18 protein-coding genes are annotated in these 16,642 nt (G+C 54.5%); 4 read left to right on the forward strand and 14 right to left on the reverse strand.

Annotation, left to right across the window (positions count from 1 at the left end; translation table 11 throughout):
- Positions 1–166 precede the first annotated feature (166 nt).
- The gene (locus tag ACKC9G_RS06135; RefSeq protein WP_411404052.1) at positions 167–1,087 is read left to right on the forward strand and encodes a bestrophin family protein; all 921 of its coding nucleotides are present in this window, start codon (positions 167–169) and stop codon (positions 1,085–1,087) included.
- 80 nt (positions 1,088–1,167) lie between these two features.
- Here the strand turns inward: ACKC9G_RS06135 and ACKC9G_RS06140 are convergent, their stop codons facing one another.
- The 14 genes from ACKC9G_RS06140 to ACKC9G_RS06205 all read right to left on the reverse strand — a co-directional run bounded on the left by ACKC9G_RS06140 (position 1,168) and on the right by ACKC9G_RS06205 (position 12,754).
- Positions 1,168–1,785: a LysE family translocator gene (locus tag ACKC9G_RS06140; protein ID WP_411404053.1), complete on the reverse strand. Its 618-nt coding sequence runs from the start codon at positions 1,783–1,785 to the stop codon at positions 1,168–1,170.
- Between the two features lie 193 nt (positions 1,786–1,978).
- On the reverse strand, positions 1,979–2,980 hold the full coding sequence (locus ACKC9G_RS06145) for a DUF3829 domain-containing protein (protein WP_411404054.1): 1,002 nt from the start codon (positions 2,978–2,980) through the stop codon (positions 1,979–1,981).
- Positions 2,981–3,278: 298 nt separating this feature from the next.
- Entirely contained in the window at positions 3,279–3,947 is a 669-nt protein-coding gene (locus ACKC9G_RS06150; RefSeq protein ID WP_411404055.1) for an amino acid ABC transporter permease, read from the reverse strand.
- Positions 3,948–3,958: 11 nt separating this feature from the next.
- Positions 3,959–4,621, reverse strand: coding sequence for an amino acid ABC transporter permease (locus tag ACKC9G_RS06155; RefSeq protein ID WP_411404056.1), 663 nt, complete (start codon positions 4,619–4,621; stop codon positions 3,959–3,961).
- Between the two features lie 85 nt (positions 4,622–4,706).
- Positions 4,707–5,543 (reverse strand): transporter substrate-binding domain-containing protein, encoded by an 837-nt coding sequence (locus ACKC9G_RS06160; RefSeq protein ID WP_411404057.1) that lies wholly within the window; start codon positions 5,541–5,543, stop codon positions 4,707–4,709.
- Positions 5,544–5,575: 32 nt separating this feature from the next.
- The gene (locus ACKC9G_RS06165; protein WP_411404058.1) at positions 5,576–6,493 is read right to left on the reverse strand and encodes an aminotransferase class IV; all 918 of its coding nucleotides are present in this window, start codon (positions 6,491–6,493) and stop codon (positions 5,576–5,578) included.
- A 21-nt stretch (positions 6,494–6,514) separates the two neighbouring features.
- Positions 6,515–7,306 carry an amino acid ABC transporter ATP-binding protein gene (locus ACKC9G_RS06170; RefSeq protein ID WP_411404059.1) on the reverse strand — a complete coding sequence of 264 codons (792 nt, stop codon included), beginning with the start codon at positions 7,304–7,306 and terminating at the stop codon, positions 6,515–6,517.
- 124 nt (positions 7,307–7,430) lie between these two features.
- Positions 7,431–8,102: a GntR family transcriptional regulator gene (locus ACKC9G_RS06175; RefSeq protein ID WP_411404060.1), complete on the reverse strand. Its 672-nt coding sequence runs from the start codon at positions 8,100–8,102 to the stop codon at positions 7,431–7,433.
- Positions 8,103–8,366: 264 nt separating this feature from the next.
- Positions 8,367–8,960, reverse strand: a complete 594-nt coding sequence (locus ACKC9G_RS06180; protein WP_411404061.1) for a hypothetical protein — start codon at positions 8,958–8,960, stop codon at positions 8,367–8,369.
- Between the two features lie 318 nt (positions 8,961–9,278).
- Positions 9,279–9,506, reverse strand: coding sequence for a hypothetical protein (locus tag ACKC9G_RS06185; RefSeq protein ID WP_411404062.1), 228 nt, complete (start codon positions 9,504–9,506; stop codon positions 9,279–9,281).
- Between the two features lie 305 nt (positions 9,507–9,811).
- Positions 9,812–10,750 carry a ribokinase gene (gene rbsK, locus ACKC9G_RS06190; RefSeq protein WP_411404063.1) on the reverse strand — a complete coding sequence of 313 codons (939 nt, stop codon included), beginning with the start codon at positions 10,748–10,750 and terminating at the stop codon, positions 9,812–9,814.
- 66 nt (positions 10,751–10,816) lie between these two features.
- Positions 10,817–11,236: a D-ribose pyranase gene (gene rbsD, locus ACKC9G_RS06195; protein WP_411404064.1), complete on the reverse strand. Its 420-nt coding sequence runs from the start codon at positions 11,234–11,236 to the stop codon at positions 10,817–10,819.
- Positions 11,237–11,583: 347 nt separating this feature from the next.
- Positions 11,584–12,072 (reverse strand): hypothetical protein, encoded by a 489-nt coding sequence (locus ACKC9G_RS06200; protein ID WP_411404065.1) that lies wholly within the window; start codon positions 12,070–12,072, stop codon positions 11,584–11,586.
- 130 nt (positions 12,073–12,202) lie between these two features.
- Positions 12,203–12,754, reverse strand: coding sequence for a TetR/AcrR family transcriptional regulator (locus tag ACKC9G_RS06205; RefSeq protein ID WP_411404066.1), 552 nt, complete (start codon positions 12,752–12,754; stop codon positions 12,203–12,205).
- Between the two features lie 132 nt (positions 12,755–12,886).
- Here ACKC9G_RS06205 and ACKC9G_RS06210 point away from each other — a divergent pair, with 132 nt between their 5' ends.
- The 3 genes from ACKC9G_RS06210 (at position 12,887) to ACKC9G_RS06220 (ending at position 16,633) form a co-directional block, all read left to right on the forward strand.
- Entirely contained in the window at positions 12,887–13,903 is a 1,017-nt protein-coding gene (locus ACKC9G_RS06210) for an NADP-dependent oxidoreductase (protein ID WP_411404067.1), read from the forward strand.
- A gap of 548 nt (positions 13,904–14,451) precedes the next feature.
- On the forward strand, positions 14,452–15,663 hold the full coding sequence (locus ACKC9G_RS06215; protein ID WP_411404068.1) for a thiamine pyrophosphate-dependent dehydrogenase E1 component subunit alpha: 1,212 nt from the start codon (positions 14,452–14,454) through the stop codon (positions 15,661–15,663).
- Complete coding sequence (locus tag ACKC9G_RS06220) at positions 15,656–16,633, forward strand: alpha-ketoacid dehydrogenase subunit beta (RefSeq protein ID WP_411404069.1); 978 nt, start codon at positions 15,656–15,658, stop codon at positions 16,631–16,633. Before ACKC9G_RS06215 ends, ACKC9G_RS06220 begins: the two co-directional genes overlap by 8 nt.
- Positions 16,634–16,642 lie beyond the last annotated feature (9 nt).

The following is a 16,642-nucleotide window of genomic DNA, read 5'->3' on the forward strand; positions in this document are numbered from 1 at the left end:
GCGACGAGTAGACACAAGACGCGCGGCAATCTGGGAAAAATCATGTCTGGTGCGTCCTGCGCCTTGATCGCACTGCAGCAATCTTCGATCATCACCCCTGTTCGGCCCTCGCCGGCGGCACCCGATGCACTGCCTTTTGTGCTCTGACGCTCCTTCTGAGTTCAGCATGATTATTCACGACCAGAAACCCAGCCTCCTTGAACTGCTTTTCGCCTTCAAAGGCACCATTATTTCCGTGATCTGGCCCAAGGTACTCTTCACTGTACTGCTCAGCTCACTGGTTGTGATGACCCACGGCACCCTGTATGACTACAAGCTGGTGCTCACCGCCACGCCCTTTACCCTCTGGGGTCTGACGCTGGCGATCTTCCTGGGTTTTCGTAACACCGTTGCCTATCAGCGTTTCTGGGAAGCGCGAACCCTTTGGGGCGAAGTGCTGGTTGTGGCCCGAAACCTGACCCGCCAGACGCTAACCCTGCTGCCAAACCTCTCCCGCGCGGAGCAACAGAGCCTCGCCTATCGGGTGGCAGCCTTTGCCTATGTGATTCGCGATCACCAACGTGGCCTGCCGCTGGGTGCGGAAGCCCAGGCCCTGTTACCCGCCACAGAAATCACTGAGCTTAAAGCCTCGGATAACGCGCCCAACCTGTTACTGCTGCGCATTGGCGCGGCCTTTACCTCCGCCTGTCGTGCACAAGGCGCGGATAGCATCGTGATGACCACCATCGACCAGCAGGTGAACCGCCTCTCCAATATGCACGGCGGTTGTGAGCGGATTAAATCCACCCCGATCCCCTACCCCTACATTCTGATGCTGCACCGCTTCGTGCACATCTACTGCTTCCTGCTGCCTTTTTGTCTGGTCGACAGCATTGGCTGGCTCACCCCCTTTGTGGTTTGCGTACTGGCCTATACCTTCTTTGGTCTGGATGCGCTGGGTGACCAGATCTCCGACCCCTTCGATGCCCAGCCCAATGACCTTGCGTTGGATGCCATGAGCCGCAATATCGAGATTAATGTGCGCATGTTGCTGGGTGAGAAAGACCTGCCAACCGCCATTGAAGCGAAAGACGGCGTGCTGCTGTAACACTCAGGCTTCAGCCGAACGCCCAATAAAAAGGCCGGAGCACCTGCGGTGTCCGGCCTTTTTGTTTTAAGCACTTCTCATTACCCGCGCTCGGTAAGCGCCAGCTTAAGACCAAGCGCGGCGAAACTCCCGGCGAAGCCTTTCTGAATGATCACGCTGGCCCGCTGTGATTTAACGATAAAGGCACTGAAGCAACCCGACAGCAGCCCATAGAGAATAAAAACGCCCAGAGTCATCAGCATAAAGATGCCACCCAACAAGAGCATGTTACTGAGCACGGCGGACGAGCTGGCAGGCAGAAACTGCGGCAGGAAGGCCAGAAAGAAGATGGACAACTTGGGGTTCAGGATATTCAGCAAAAAGCCCTTGGCGACAATCCCGCCATAGCCCGTGGTTTGTTTATCTCCCGCCACGGCAAGGGGCGTTGAGGAGCGCCACATCTGCCATGCCAGATACAGCAGATACGCCGCGCCGGCATACTTCACCAGTTGAAAGGCCAAGGCACTGGTATGAAAGATGGCCGCCAGCCCCAATGCACTTGCCAGTAACGCGGGAATAATTCCGAGGGTGCAGCCCAGCGCAGCAAAGACACTGGCGCGTTTCCCGACAAAGAGGCCCGTCGCCACGGTATACAACACCCCGGTGCCGGGGATTAACACCACCACCAGCGATGTCAGCAGAAACTCAAGAGAAATCATCCAGCTGTCCTTTTCCATAGTGAATCAGAGCAAAGCACCTCTGTAAGGTAGCCCTCTCTCAGGCGTCGTGCATAAAAAAAGCCGGAACACTTATCGTGTCCGGCTTTTTGCTGACTCATCCTGCACGCCAGTGTGGCGTTAGCAGTACCGCTCCCACCTCACCTTAAGGATCAGCAGGCAGGCGCATCAGCGGTTAGCAGCCACCGTTATTCAGGTGAGCGACCAGATTGTTGTAGTTATGCTGCAGACGGCTGGCATCGGTGCGCATGGTGTTTTGGCGACCTGTCATCAAATCATTAGGGTCGATTTTATAGTTGCCGCGCTCAGCACTCTGGATCGCATCACGACCTGCGGACACCATAAAGTTGACCTGACTGGTCACAGAATTGCAGGTCGCAGGAACAGTACCGCCGTTATTTTCGCGGACCATTTTGGACCAGCCATCCGACATTTCAGCGACTTTATCCAGTGAGGTTTTAAAGGCTGCTGCAGTTTCTGTTGAACCCTGGCTGGCGAAGAACTCATCGCCTGCCTTCAGGGAATCACGCGCACGTACGATCATACCGGCACGGAAATACTCTGAAGTACCGGGAGTGGCCTGCTCGAAGGCATCGCGAAGGTTCTTTTGATCACGCTCTTCAAGGCCGTTAAAGAAAGCCTGTTCGGCTTCGGCCACAGCGGTCAGCGCTGCCACATAACTAGCATCCATATCGCGGGCCTTGGCGCTGTCATCAGACAGGTAGCCTTTTGAGTTAGCGTAGTTCTCAAGCTCGCTGTTCAGCGGAGCCAGCGTGCTTAACGCCTCGGAGAAACGCTTGGCGACAGGGTCGAGATCATCCATCGCCGCAGGCATTGCCATCGCTTCCTTCAGCTTGGCATTCACACGATCCACCAGGCCGGTCAGCGGCACAGAGTACAGTGACAGTTTTTTGCCCTGTTTCAGCGGTTCGCTGTAACGGTCAATATGCTCAGCCAGCTCCTGACTGAAAGAGGTATTGATCTGGTTAGCAGCATCAATGTAGGTGTTGTACTTCATGATCTCTTGCTGGTCAGCCTGAGACTGGGAAGTTTGCTGGGCAGCAGCCGGGGTTGCCTCATCATCACCGCCACAAGCGGTCAGACCAAGAGACAGAGTAAAACCAAAAGCCAGAGGAAGAATTGCAGAACGCAGCATCTGCAAAGGACGGGTACTCACAGGAACAACTCCATTTGGGGCAAACACGCGCGAACATGCCCTTCGCAGCACTTGGCGGGCAGACTGAGATCTCGGTTTTAAGGCGCGATCCATCGCAAACGTGGCCGGCGGCGCCAGCGGGCCGGGATTATAAATGAGGATGAACCGCGATAGTTAGCACAAAGTGAGGACAAAAATACGAAAGTAAACAGAGTTTCTGAATCTGTACTTTTTTCTCCTTTGTACCTGATAGACATGACACAAAAAAAAGCCGGAGCACTTAGCGTGTCCGGCGTTTTGCCTGGCTTCCCTGGTGCCGTTATTTATCAAAACGGGCGTAGCGGCGCTCCAGATATTTGGAGAACAGGCTACCGGGATAGATCACGCAGAAGTAGATGATGGCAACCACGGTAAAGATCTCCAGCGGCTTGTAATACGCCGAGCTGAGCAAACGGCCTTTGTACATGATCTCCTCCACCGCCAGCACCGAGCACAGTGAGGTCATTTTCGCCAACTCGATACCGCGATTCGTGAAGGCAGGCAGCATACGCTTGAACACCTGCGGGTAAATAATGCGCTTCAGGGTCTGGGTGTAGGTCATGCCGATGGCTTTTGCGCCTTCCCACTGGCCACGCGGAATCGACAAAATGCCGCTTCGATAGATTTCGCTGCAGTACGCAGAGGTGTTCAGTGTCAGGCCGAGAAAGGCCGCCAACACCGGCGACATCTGGTAATTGGTCAGCACCGGAAAGGCGTAGTAAAACCAGATCAGCTGGATCAGCACCGGCGTGTTTCGGAACACTTCCACGTAGGCGATGCTCAGATAATTCACGGCCTTGATGTTAGAGGTTCGGCCCAAACCCAGCAGCGCACCGAGAATCATGCCGACGGCAAAGGACGCCGCCCAGATTTCCACGGTCATCTGCACCCCTTGCAGCAGCACCGGCAGGCTTTTGGCGACGACTTCGGAATCCCACGTTATGTCCATGCCATAGCTCCTTAATGGATAACCATTTTTCGTTCAGCGAGCTTGATCAACATGCTCAGGGTTAGCAGGGTCAGGAAATACATCACCGCGATGGTGGAATAGGTTTCCAGTGGCCGGTAGGTAATGCTGTTCACCTGCATTGCCTGATACAGCAAATCCGCATAGGCCAGCGTTGAGGCCAGAGTGGTGGTTTTGGTCAGCTCGAAGGTACGTTCGACAAAAGGCCCGACCATGCGCCGCGCGGCCTGCGGCAGAATGATGCGAATCAGCGCCTTGCGATACGTCATGCCGATGGCTTTCGCCCCTTCCCACTGGCCTTTGTCGATGGAAAGAATGCCGCCACGGAAGACTTCAGCATAAAACGCTCCGGACTGGGTCGAGAGCGCAATGGTCGCCGCCCAGTAAGGAGAAAGGTTAATGCCTGCGAACATCGGCAAGGCATAGAAAAACCAGAAGAAGTGCACAATCGGCGGTGTGTTACGGAAAAACTCGATAAAGATATTCGCCGGAATATTCAGCCCCCGCCGGGACGACATCTTCATGAGCGCCACCAGCAGCCCGACAACAATGCCAAGACAGATCGAGATTGCCGCCAGTTTTACCGTGCCGAGCAAGCCGGTGAGCAGCATGTCCTTGTGCTCCCAGACGCCGGAAAAGTCCCATTGATAGCTCATAGTGAAGGCCTGTTCAGAATTTCCAGACAGTTCGCAAGTCAGTGAAAAGAGCGGCGCGCAGACTAGCCGCGCACCGCCTCACGGGTTACTTGCTCTTTTCGACGCTTGGCAGATCCGCAGGATTCAGGCCCTTGGAGGACATGTAATCGGTGTAGATCTTGTTAACGCTGCCATCGGCGTTCATGGCCTTGAACTCGCTATCGAGGAAGTTCAGGAAGGCTTTGTCATCCTCTTTACGAATACCGCCACTGGTCGGCAGCTCGATCACAGGCTCCGGCACCAGCAGCTTGCCCTTCTTGATGTGGGAAAGCGCAATGGCCAGCGCCGGGTGATAGAACGCAAAGCCATCCACACGACCGGCCATAAAGGCGGCAATGGTTTCATCGGTATTGGCGAAACGCTCGATTTTGGCATTCGGCAGACGCTTGGTCAGGTCACGATCAGTCGCCGTCCCGAGAGCCACACCAATGCGGCTGTCAGCCGTGTTGAGATCCTGCCAGTTAGTCGCGGTGATGCCGTCTTTCACCAGCACGCCCTGCTTGTACCAAAGCAGCGGAGTCTCGGGAAAATCCAGTGCCTTGCGGCGCTCAGCAGTGGCATCCAGCACCAGCATCACATCAAACTGTTTAGCCTGAAGCGCAGCGACCGAGTTACCGTAGGTGGTTTCCACGGTCTGCATTTTCACACCCAGATCATCCGCCAGACGCTGGCCGACCATCACGCCGATACCGCTCCACTTGCCGGTGATCGGGTCTTTGAAATACCAGGGATCGCCCGGTGCCACACCAATCTTCAGTACCTTGGCTTCCTTGATAGCTTCAAGGGTGTTGTCAGCGGCATGGGCGCTCATCGCTCCCATGGTCAGGCCAAGGCTCATGACAGCGGCAGCAACGTGGGTCAGCGTATTTTTCATCAGGGGCATAGGTCATACCTCTCGCGGGAGAATGTCAGGGTTCAGTTCTGGATGTACTGCGCATAAAGCTCCGAAAGTGCCTTGAAAACCGGCCCCGGATTTCCATCTCCGATGACCTTGCCATCCACCACTGCCACCGGGGTCAGGCCGCCGAGCGTGCCAGTGATAAAGGATTCATCTGCGGTATAAACCTCCGCGAGGGTAAAGTTGCCAACGCGAAGGGGAATCCCGTTCTCTTTGGCCAGGCGCATCACTGTCTTGTGAGTGATGCCGTTGAAGTTGTAATGGCCGGTGGAAGTCCACAGTTCGCCATCACGCACGATAAAGAAGTTGGTGGAGTTACAGCTGGCGACAAAACCGTGAGGGTCGAGCATCAGCGCTTCATCCGCGCCGGCATTAATGGCCTGAATCAGCGCCTGAATAAAGTTAAGGCGGCTATGGGAATTCAGGCGCAGGTCAAAAATATCCGGGCCGCTGCAACGGTAAGTCGAGGTAAAGAGCTTGATGCCCTTCTTCTTGCTCTCAGGGTCAATCACCTTGTACTCGGCGACGATCACAATCGTGGCTTTGCCGAGCGCAAAACGCGGGTCCTGATTCGGGGTGTGCTTCTTGCCACGGGTCACCATCAGGCGGATATGCGCGCCATCCTCCATGCCATTGATGCGCAGGGTTTCCCACAGAAGATCAACCATCTCCTGACGGCTGATGCCGATATCCAGCTCGATGGACTGCGCGCCCTGGAACATGCGCTCAATGTGCTGATCAATCGCCACCAGCTTGCCCTTGCTCAGGCGAATGCCTTCCCAGACGCCATCGCCCAGCACAAAGCCACTGTCGAAGACCGACACCACGGCCTGGCTTTTCGGCACAAATTCGCCGTTCACATAAACGAGCACATCATCATTACGGGTATCAGGAACATACGCCTGAGAACTGGTGGTCGAGCGAGCCTGTGTCATGGGGTATTACCTTTCAGGGAATCAGAAATGGAAAGCCGTAAAACGCTGGATAAAGTCCTGGGTACGCTCTTTCTGAGGGTGTTTCAGTACTTCTTCGGGGGTGCCGACTTCGTGCAAAACGCCGTCAGCAAAGAAGATCACCTTGTTGGCAAAGTGATAGGCAAAACCGAGTTCATGGGTGACAAGCAACATGGTGCGGCCTTCATCGGCCAGCTCGTTGATCACGTTCAGCACCTCGCCCACCAGCTCCGGGTCAAGGGAGGAAGTCGGCTCATCAAAGAGCAGAATTTCCGGCTCCATCGCCAGCGCCCGGGCAATGGCAACGCGCTGCTGCTGGCCACCGGAAAGCCGTGAGGGGTACACATCCTGCTTTTCCAGCAAGCCGACTTTTTTAAGCTGTTTGAGGGAGGTTTCCCGCGCCTGATCCTTACTCTGGCCTTTGACCTGAATCAGCCCTTCCATCACGTTTTCCAGTACGGTCATGTGCGGAAAGAGGTTGAACTGCTGGAACACCATGCCGACCTTCTTGCGAACCGCACACAGGGACGATTCGCTGTAACGAATACGCTCCTCCTCGGATCTGGCATTGGGGTATTCCTTGCCGATCAGCTCGCCATCAATCTCGATCTTGCCGAGGGTCGGAATCTCCATAAAGTTCAGGCAACGCAACATGGTGCTTTTACCTGAACCGCTGCCGCCGATAATGGCAATCCGGTCGCCTTTTTTGACTTCAAGGTCCACGCCCTTCAACACGTGAAGGTCGCCGAACTTTTTATGCAGCCCTGAAATGCGCATTAGGGTGTCGTTCATCATGCAGACTCTTTCTCGTTTGCGAATTTCCAGTGATCGAATCGCCCGTCACGGGTGAAGCGTCTTACTAACTCATCGGTGATGCTCGCCAGCGTTTGAAAACCCTGATCATGCTGCCGAATTAAAATCACTCGCCGTTATGGGTTCTGACCGATTGCAGCACCTGCTCCATTCCCCGCTCGACGTGCTCCACCACCTCCTGCCTGATGAGGTTGATGTCGTCCGCTTTGGAGAACGCGATGTAATCATCATGACCATCCAGCTTCGCGCCCTTGCGACCATGCACTTCCTGATGCAATGACCAGTACAACTGCAAGCGGCCGGAAAGCCCGCGCCACATACCGAGCAACAGCTCATTACCGCAGTACTCATACACCGTGCCGTGCAGTGCCAGCTCCGCCTCGATAGCCGCCAGACGGTCACCGGAGGTAATCGCCGCCGTTAGCACCGCAGAGCGACGCTCCAGTTCATAGAAGTAGGCAGGCGTGCGCTTGTCCCAAATACACTCGAAGGCAAAGCACTCCAGCACCCGGCGAATGCCGTACAAATCCCGCAGGCTTTGCTCGGTTAAGGACTGCACAAAATAGCCGCTGAAGGGTTCATGAATAATCAGCCCCTCCTCCACCAGCGCGGAGATCGCCTCACGCAACGGCGCACGGCTGACACCAAACAGCGTCGCCAGTTTGGACTCCACAATCTTCGAACCCGGCGCCAGCTCGCGGTCGAGAATCGCCTTACGAAGCTTCTCGCCGACCTCGGTTCTCAAGGTGCTGCGCGGTGCGATTGGAGAAATATTCATCACTGCCATCCATTTGCTGTCGTTTGTCGCCTGTCGACAATTGATAATTTTAAAAGCACTTATAATGCCAACTTTTTATTTGCACTAGAGAAATGCTGTTAAATCAAGGGGATGGGGAGAATCCGGGGTGTTGGAGCAACGACTTGCGAGGTGAAGATGGGGAGATTTTGCACTGAAGGGGGGCGTTATGGAGTTTGGCTGAGAACTTCAAACATCCAAGCCAACTCCATAACTCATTAAAAACTACTTAAGCGAAATCCATCACTACAAGCAGGTAGTATCTGACACTAGGGTATAAGCTTTCGGCTCTTTGCTTTTAATGGCTGCTAAGACCTTATCTCGGTCAACTTCAAAAACTTCACTACTATCAGATACCCTCATTCCATCAATAGCTTTTAGCTTAAGCGAGATTTTCTCATAATCATTGCTAGCTAATTGATAAACCTTACCGTCAGCACTGTATCTGCGAGTGTCCCAAGATAAGTTAGGAAAGATAAAAGCATCAATTTTACTTCCCTTGGGCAGCACGAGATCTTCTTCTCCTCTAGCCCAACCTTTGAGCTGACCGTGGCTATCCCAATAACCAACGTAACCTGCTAATGTTGGCGACTCACTGTCATAAGCATTTCCAAGTAGCGCACTTTCAGAGGAAAGTGTTTTACCAGATAAGTTTAATGGGCTCTGAAGAGTAAACTGGATATGTAGATAATCGGTTTTATCTACAATCGCTTTACCGCAACTATCTGCGACAATTAGCTCAGCATTATCAAATTTACTTTCAGACAATTTTATAGGTGAGGAACAGGCAGATAGAGCCATGCAAGAAATTATTAGTGCAGCACTTTTAATTATATTCATATCAACGTATAGCCTTATCATTGCGAACTATCAAACTTCAAGGCAGGAAAAGCGGGATACTTGAAACGCGCACCAAGGCTGGTACTTTCAGTACTGAAGACGGCTGGGGCAAAATAACGGCCAACAACCGTCTGAGGAAAGGTCCGTTGTAAGCTGTGATCTATTTATGCAACAAAGCCCCTTCATTCGACAACACGGGGCCTATTCTGATTTGTGCAACAAAGCCTGGTGCTGCGATAGCTTGGGATTTTAATAAGCTCGAAAGCTCAAAATTTGCGTAAAGAGTTAATGCGCTCATTTGTGAAATATTAAAAATAATCACTTTGATTCGTCAACAACCTTTTTCCACTCTTCAAAGCTACTAGCCGGCCAATTATTTCCAGGATTTAATCCAGAAACTTCGTATGGCCTAGGTTTATTACCGAAGAAGTTAACCCAACCTTTATCTGGGATATTTGCCAACGGGACATCAAACTCCTTGATGAAGAATTCAGTTCCTTTTGGAAAATCATTGATTTTCATTATTAACCCAATTAAAAACAGCATAAAGAATGTTCGTGTAATGCGTGACTATATTTTCTACATAAAAACTCGCGACATATATTTTTCAGACCTTTCATTTCTAGTCATCAATTTTATAGTATTGATTGAATAAAAATTAACTAAAGAAATTCTTATCCGTTAAATATGAGCATACTCAATTGAGTGATATGTGTGCACTAATCCACAACACAACATCCATAACTACCTGATACTGACCATTCTTTATGTTGCATCTCGCAGCAAATAAGCAGAGGCGAGAGCCGCACTTCCGAGTCCAACTCACGCACCAATAGCTTTACACACCTCTTTTAAAGAGAATTTTCTCTTTCCAAAAAACCCAACACCTCCTCCCTTTTCGGAATTGACGTCTGTGCACCCAAACGGGTCACGGACAGTGCTGCAGCGGCATGGGCGAAAGGCATCGCCTGCGCCAGTGTTTTGCCTTCAAGCAGCCCGACCATTAGCCCGGCATTAAAGGTATCCCCTGCGGCGGTGGTATCGACGGCTTCCACGCGATAGCCCGGAATCAGCTGCTGTGCGGTGCCTTCGTCAGTCACTTCACTTAAGAAAGCGCCACGCGAGCCAAGGGTAATCACCACGGTACCGATGCCTTTACCATGCAGAATCTCTGCCGCTTCGGCCGCGGCGGCTTCATCCGTGACAGCGATGCCGGTGAGTACCTCGGCTTCGGTTTCGTTGGGGGTGATGATGTCGATGTACTGCAGGAAGTCATCGGGCAGTTCTTTGGCCGGTGCGGGGTTCAAAATCACCGGGACGCCCGCTTCGCAGGCCGCTTCTGCTGCCAGCATACAACCGCTTAACGGGGTTTCGAGCTGCATGATCAGTGCGCCAGCCTGACGAATTGCCGCCAGGTGCGGCTGCACGCGGGATTCATCCAGCAGTGCATTGGCTTCTGCAGAAATACCGATGCAGTTCTCGCCTTTGGCGTTGATATAAATAATGGCGATGCCGGTGGGCACGTTTTCCACGCTGATGGTGGAGGTATCAATGCCATCGGCTTCGTAACCGGCCTTCATACGCTGGCCGGTGTCATCATTACCAATGGCTGCAATAAAGCGCACTTTGGCACCCAGACGCGCCGCAGCGACCGCCTGATTCGCGCCTTTGCCCCCGCCAACCACCTGATAACCGTGGCCGGTGATGGTTTCACCGGGGCGGGGAAAATCCTGAACCTGCAGAATATGGTCGGCATTGACGCTGCCGAGAACGATAAGAGGCTTATCCATGATGTGCTCGCCTGTGGGGCAGTGTTGTGCTGCCCGTAAATCAATAAAAAGAAAACACCCTGCGGCTTAAAACGCGACGCCGGCAATCAGAATGATATTGGCGTAAGGCGTACATTCGCCGGTGCGCACCACGGCTTTGCTGTTGGCCGAGCGCGACTTGAACTGCTCGTGGGGCACGTAACTCAAGCTGATGTCGATACCGCGCGTGGCCGCCACGCTGTTGATCAGTGCACAAAGCTGTTCGTGCATTTCCGGGCTGTGTTCGCGGATTTCCTCTGCAAGGATGACCGCTTCAAAGGCGGTTTCTTCCAGCATCGGGCGCAGCACCTGCTGCAATTGCGGGATGCCACGGCTGACAGCCAGATCAATGCGCGGCACGCCGTTGGGCACCGGAAGCCCGGCATCACCCACGGTGATTTCATCGGTGTGACCAAGCCTTGCCAGCACGTCGGTCAAGGGATGGTTGAGTAACGTCGCCAATCGCATGGCATTGCTCCTGAGAATTGGTCGAGGCACGACCTGTTTTTATTGTTCAGGACGACACGTGCGGAGTCGCCGCCCCCAGGCAGCGCAACACTCACCCACGCACGTGGCTGAAACACGAGAAATATCGAAGGTAAAAGCCGGCAAGGCCGCTGTTGCCTGCGGTGGCTTTTGCCCGGGGTAATAATGGCGGGGCTATTCGCGTTCCTGCAATCGGCCTTTAGTGACAGATGAGGTAAAACCGCATCAATGCTGAAACGAGCTGGCAAGCTATAAGACTAATGGACTGATAAGCACCGAGGCGGCTTGCGCTGCGCAAGAACCGCTCGAGTGAGGTAAACCGCCCTCTTTTATTGCAAGCGCTCGGTCCCCGGCATTAATGATTCGCCAAAGCTTAAGGCCAGATCCCACTGGCTGCGCTCAGTGACCTGCTGCAACACGTTGGCTAACCCATAGAGCAAACCATCGTTTAGCAGAAAGTTCTCGCCATGCTCTTTCTGATCAAAAAGCCCGATAATGTGCCGGTCTTCATGGGTGCCGTGACGAATGCTGGTAACCAGTAGAGGGGCACTGGTGAGTTCAGCGGGTTGCTCTTCTTCCTGCATGGTCAGCTCGGCAGAAGCCTGATGGCTGCGGGAATTTTTCATCCAGCTGCTGGCGCTGGCATCCTGCGGCATGTGCTGCTCGATGAGGCTGGCATCCATACGCTGCTGCAGAATATTCCATAAAATCCGGCAGCAACGGCGGGTCAGCCAGAAACCCAGAATGCCCTTATCACCGGCATTCACACGCAATAACAGACGGTCTTCCATCGCATCGTAAGTCAGTTGAAATTGCATTCGGGCTTCCTCACTCCTTCAGAAATGAACGCCGCGGCACGGGCCTCTTTCAAGCATAGACAACTTACGCCGGAGCGTGACTTGCTCGCACAAACAAGTCAGCGCGCAATGAAGGACTATGCGCCTCCGGTTAGCGAGGCGCCGTCAGAATGGCCCGCGAGAGAATCTCAAAATGCCGCTCGGCCCGAACGCCGGAGGATGGCTGCTCTTTCAGCCAGGCCAGCGCGGCGATGAGGTCAAAGAGTTCATCGCCGCTTAAATCCGCCCTCGCCTTGCCCTCCTCCTGCGCATTACGAAGCAATTCCGCTCCTGCGGCACGCAAGCTGACACAGGAGGAATGCAGGGCGGAGTCCAGATCCTCAATCGCGCCCATCATGAGCTGGATGATGCCCTGATGGGTGTAGGTAAATTCAGTGATTTCACTCACCCACAGCATCAGCGCCTCTTCACTGTGGTGTTGCTCCGCCACGTGCCGCGCCCGCACGGCCGCCGCATCAAAGCTTGAACGCAGAATTGCCTCAAGCAGTGCCTCACGATTGGGAAAATGCCGGTACAGCGTGCCCATGCCGACCTCGGCTTTACGGGCGATATTGCGAAGCGAGGCATTCACGCCCTGCTCGGCAAACTCTTGCTGGGCGATGGTTAAAAGCTGCTGATAGTTCTGCTGTGCATCCGCTCGCATAGGTCACCATTGACAAACGGAGCACTGCTCCCCATATTAAACGGAGCAGTGTTCCTATTTAGTTATTCGCTAGGACTCATAATATGAGCACTGCTCCGTTATTGAAAGATTCATGACTCTGAGGAGAGCAGCATGCAGCCGCAATCAATGAAAGCCGTGCAACTTCATACGTTCGGTGGGCCAGACGTGCTCCGCTTTGAAGAGGCGCCCGTCCCTGTCGTTGGGCCTGATGAGGTGCTGGTGAAAGTCCGTGCAGTGGGTATTAACCCGCCGGACTGGTATCTGCGCGATGGCTACAAGATGCTGCCGCCAGAGTGGCAACCGGCGGTCGAGTTTCCGCTGATTCCCGGAACGGATATCGCCGGAGAAGTCGTCAGCCTGGGCGAAGCCGTGACAGGCTTTGCCGTCGGCGATGCGGTCTATTCCATGGTGCGCTTTCCTGAAGGCTTAGCCGGAGAAAGCCGCGCTTATGCTGAATATGTGGCTGTGCCCGCCCACCAGTTGGGCCACAAACCTTCGGCGATCAGTGATGAAGAAGCCGCCGCTGCGCCGATGTCGCTGCTGACAGCCTGGCAGTTTCTGATGGACCTGGGTCATAACGAGGCCAACCCTTTGCAAGCCGCACAGCATCAGCCGGTTGCCCTGAAAGGTAAGCGCGTGCTGATCAACGGCGCTGCCGGTGGTGTCGGTCATTTTCTGGTGCAGATTGCCAAATGGCAGGGAGCCCACGTGGTTGCAGTGGCCTCTGGCGCACATGAGGCTTTCCTGCGCGAGCTGGGTGCTGATGAGTTTATCGACTACACCACAACCTCCGTGACAGAAGCAGTCGACCCTGTCGATCTGGTGGTGGATGCCGTCGGCGGTGCACACGCCGAAGGCTTTATCGCCATCATCAATCGCGGTGGTGCCCTCTTCCCGATTTTCCCCTTGGGCTTTGATGGCTTTGAAACGGCCAGGCACGCAGGAGTTAACGTCTCAACGACGCAGGTGCGCTCCAATGGCGCGCAACTGGATGAACTCGCCAAACTGCTGGAGCAAGGCATCATCAAGGTGACCATCGACAGCCAGTATCCGCTGGCACAGGCTACCCAAGCGCACATCCGTGCAGCCAAAGGTCATATCCGCGGCAAGCTGGTGTTGACGGTCTGAACCCGTTCGGAAGCTCGTCGGGTGAGCGCTTATCGGCGTAAAAACCCGGCGAACTTTCTCATAGAGAAAATGGTTCAGGCTCACAGAGAACATTGTGCCGGCCCACAGAAAAAATTGTGCAGGACAGCAAATATTGCACACCTTGCACCAATTTAATTTACAGACAGGAAAAGCTGTCCTAGGGTTAGAAAGCGACGTTAAAAGAGGACTTTTGACGGTTGCCGATTGGCCCTGAAAGCCTCAGAAAAGAAGAACCACAACAAGAATAAAACGCACAGCGACTCGCTGCTGCAAGGAGGTTCACCCCACGGGCGCCACTGCCCGCCAGCGTTCCCATCACCCTGCCTTGCACACAAGGCAGATACCTCAACCCTGTGAAATGCCCCAGCGCACAAAAGACAAAGCAGACACACAACCAAGACAGTAAGGCTCATCGAAGGCCCCCTCGGTTTATGACATACCCCGTCTGCGACCGTGCCCCGATCCGGGTTTGGCGACCTTCCGGCAAACATGATTTGTACCTGACGATAACAACAAGAAGGTAGCCTATGAACAGTCACGCCAAACCGGTCGATGTACAGGTCCATCGGCTGCGCTTTATCACCCGAGATGACCTGACGATCCCGACGTTCAGCCTCCTGAAGGAAGACGGTACGCCCTGGCCCAAAGCCGAGTTACCAGAGATAGAACAAGCCACCGCGCTTCGTATCTACCACACCTTTGTGCGAATCCGCGCGCTGGATGAACGCATGCTCGCGGCTCAGCGTCAGGGCCGCATCAGCTTTTATATGACCGAGTCCGGCGAGGAAGCGACGGATATTGCCTCCACGGCGGCGATGGCCGAGGACGACATGATCTTCGCCCAGTACCGCGAACAGGGCGCCATCGCCTACCGTGGCTATTCCCTCGACAACTTTATGAACCAGTTGTTTTCCAATGCCGAGGACCTGGGCAAAGGCCGCCAGATGCCGATTCACTATGGCGCGGCAGACCTGCACTACATGACCATTTCCTCGCCACTGGCAACGCAAATCCCCCAGGCCACCGGCTATGCCTACGGCATTAAAGCGCGTGGTGGCAACAACTGCGTGCTGTGCTTTTTTGGCGAAGGCGCGGCTTCCGAGGGTGATTTTCATGCAGCGCTGAATATGGCGGGTGTGCTGCGGGTGCCGGTGATTTTCTTCTGCCGCAATAACCGTTATGCCATTTCCACTCCCGTGAGCGAGCAGTGTGCCGGTGATGGTATTGCCCCGCGTGGTTTGAGCTATGGCCTGCATACCATTCGGGTGGATGGCAACGATGCGCTGGCCATTTTCAAGGCGACTCAGGCCGCCCGCAAAATGGCGGTAGAAAAGCAGCAACCGGTACTGATTGAAGCCATGACCTATCGCCTCGGTGCCCATTCTTCTTCTGATGATCCGCGCGGGTATCGCAGCAAGGAAGAAGAAGAGCACTGGCGCAGTAAGGATCCGGTGAATCGCTATCGCCAGTGGTTGCTCAATCAGGGCTGGCTGACGGAAGCAGAGGATGCCGAGCTTCGTGAGACTGAGAAAAAAGCCATCCTTTCCGCCATGAAAGCGGCAGAAAAACGCCCCTGCGTCACTTTGGATACGCTGGTGACCGACGTCTACGAAGCGGTGCCCTGGCATCTTCAGGAACAACTGGATCAGCTCACGGCACATGTGGCCAATTACCCCGAGCATTATCCCATTGCAGGCAAAGCCATAAGTGAGCCTGCAGGAGGGTCACGCCATGAGTGATATGAACCTGCTGCAAGCCATTAACAGCGCACTGGATATCGCCATGCAGACGGATGAATCCGCCCTCTGTTTTGGTGAGGACGTCGGCTATTTCGGCGGCGTGTTCCGCGCCACCAGCCATCTACAGGAAAAGTACGGCAAACTGCGCTGCTTCAACACGCCCCTGACCGAACAGGGCATTGTTGGTTTTGCCAACGGTCTGGCGGCAGGCGGCACCACCGCCATCGCCGAGATTCAGTTTGCCGATTACATCTTCCCGGCTTTCGATCAGATCGTGAATGAAACCGCCAAGTTCCGTTATCGCACAGGAAACCAGTTTCGCGTCGGTGGTCTTACCATTCGTACGCCTTACGGCGGCGGAATTCGCGGCGGGCATTATCACTCCCAGTCGCCGGAAGCCTATTTCACTCACACGCCGGGCCTCACTGTGGTCGTGCCGCGCAATGCCTATCAGGCCAAAGGGCTGCTATTAAGCGCCATCCGTCAGCAGGACCCGGTGATTTTCTTTGAACCCAAACGCCTTTATCGCGCCTGTATTAACGACGTGCCGGAAGAGGATTACGAGCTGCCGCTGGGCAAAGCCGACATCGTCCGCGAAGGCACGGACATCACCCTGCTGGCCTGGGGCGCACAAGTGGAAACCATTGAACAAGCAGCCGATCTTGCCGCCGCCGAAGGCATCTCCTGTGAAGTGATCGACTTGCGTTCGCTGCTGCCATGGGATGTGGAGACGCTCACCGCTTCGGTGCGTAAAACCGGGCGTCTGGTCATTAACCATGAGGCCCCGCTCACCAGTGGCTTTGGTGCTGAGATCGCCGCCAGCGTGCAGGAGCGCTGCTTCCTGTCACTGGAAGCGCCCATCCTGCGAGTGACCGGTCTGGATACGCCCTACCCGCTGGCGCTGGAGAAGGAATACATGCCGGATCAATGGAAAACCTTCGCTGCCATTCAGCGCACCATGAATTACTAGGAGAGCCGC

Origin of the sequence: Pokkaliibacter sp. CJK22405 (genome assembly GCF_046614695.1) — a bacterium.
In the GTDB taxonomy this organism is placed as follows: Bacteria; Pseudomonadota; Gammaproteobacteria; order Pseudomonadales; family Balneatricaceae; genus Pokkaliibacter.

Bases quoted from the DNA above. Each gene is read 5' to 3' on its own strand.
- ACKC9G_RS06220 (WP_411404069.1), top strand. From the start codon at position 15,656: ATGAGTGATATGAACCTGCTGCAAGCCATTAACAGCGCACTGGATATC.
- ACKC9G_RS06185 (WP_411404062.1), bottom strand. From the start codon at position 9,506: ATGCTGTTTTTAATTGGGTTAATAATGAAAATCAATGATTTTCCAAAA.
- ACKC9G_RS06175 (WP_411404060.1), bottom strand. From the start codon at position 8,102: ATGAATATTTCTCCAATCGCACCGCGCAGCACCTTGAGAACCGAGGTC.
- rbsK (WP_411404063.1), bottom strand. From the start codon at position 10,750: ATGGATAAGCCTCTTATCGTTCTCGGCAGCGTCAATGCCGACCATATT.
- ACKC9G_RS06140 (WP_411404053.1), bottom strand. From the start codon at position 1,785: ATGATTTCTCTTGAGTTTCTGCTGACATCGCTGGTGGTGGTGTTAATC.
- ACKC9G_RS06170 (WP_411404059.1), bottom strand. From the start codon at position 7,306: ATGATGAACGACACCCTAATGCGCATTTCAGGGCTGCATAAAAAGTTC.
- ACKC9G_RS06165 (WP_411404058.1), bottom strand. From the start codon at position 6,493: ATGACACAGGCTCGCTCGACCACCAGTTCTCAGGCGTATGTTCCTGAT.
- ACKC9G_RS06205 (WP_411404066.1), bottom strand. From the start codon at position 12,754: ATGCGAGCGGATGCACAGCAGAACTATCAGCAGCTTTTAACCATCGCC.
- ACKC9G_RS06160 (WP_411404057.1), bottom strand. From the start codon at position 5,543: ATGCCCCTGATGAAAAATACGCTGACCCACGTTGCTGCCGCTGTCATG.
- ACKC9G_RS06200 (WP_411404065.1), bottom strand. From the start codon at position 12,072: ATGCAATTTCAACTGACTTACGATGCGATGGAAGACCGTCTGTTATTG.
- ACKC9G_RS06135 (WP_411404052.1), top strand. From the start codon at position 167: ATGATTATTCACGACCAGAAACCCAGCCTCCTTGAACTGCTTTTCGCC.
- ACKC9G_RS06180 (WP_411404061.1), bottom strand. From the start codon at position 8,960: ATGAATATAATTAAAAGTGCTGCACTAATAATTTCTTGCATGGCTCTA.
- ACKC9G_RS06150 (WP_411404055.1), bottom strand. From the start codon at position 3,947: ATGGACATAACGTGGGATTCCGAAGTCGTCGCCAAAAGCCTGCCGGTG.
- ACKC9G_RS06215 (WP_411404068.1), top strand. From the start codon at position 14,452: ATGAACAGTCACGCCAAACCGGTCGATGTACAGGTCCATCGGCTGCGC.
- ACKC9G_RS06155 (WP_411404056.1), bottom strand. From the start codon at position 4,621: ATGAGCTATCAATGGGACTTTTCCGGCGTCTGGGAGCACAAGGACATG.
- ACKC9G_RS06210 (WP_411404067.1), top strand. From the start codon at position 12,887: ATGCAGCCGCAATCAATGAAAGCCGTGCAACTTCATACGTTCGGTGGG.
- rbsD (WP_411404064.1), bottom strand. From the start codon at position 11,236: ATGCGATTGGCGACGTTACTCAACCATCCCTTGACCGACGTGCTGGCA.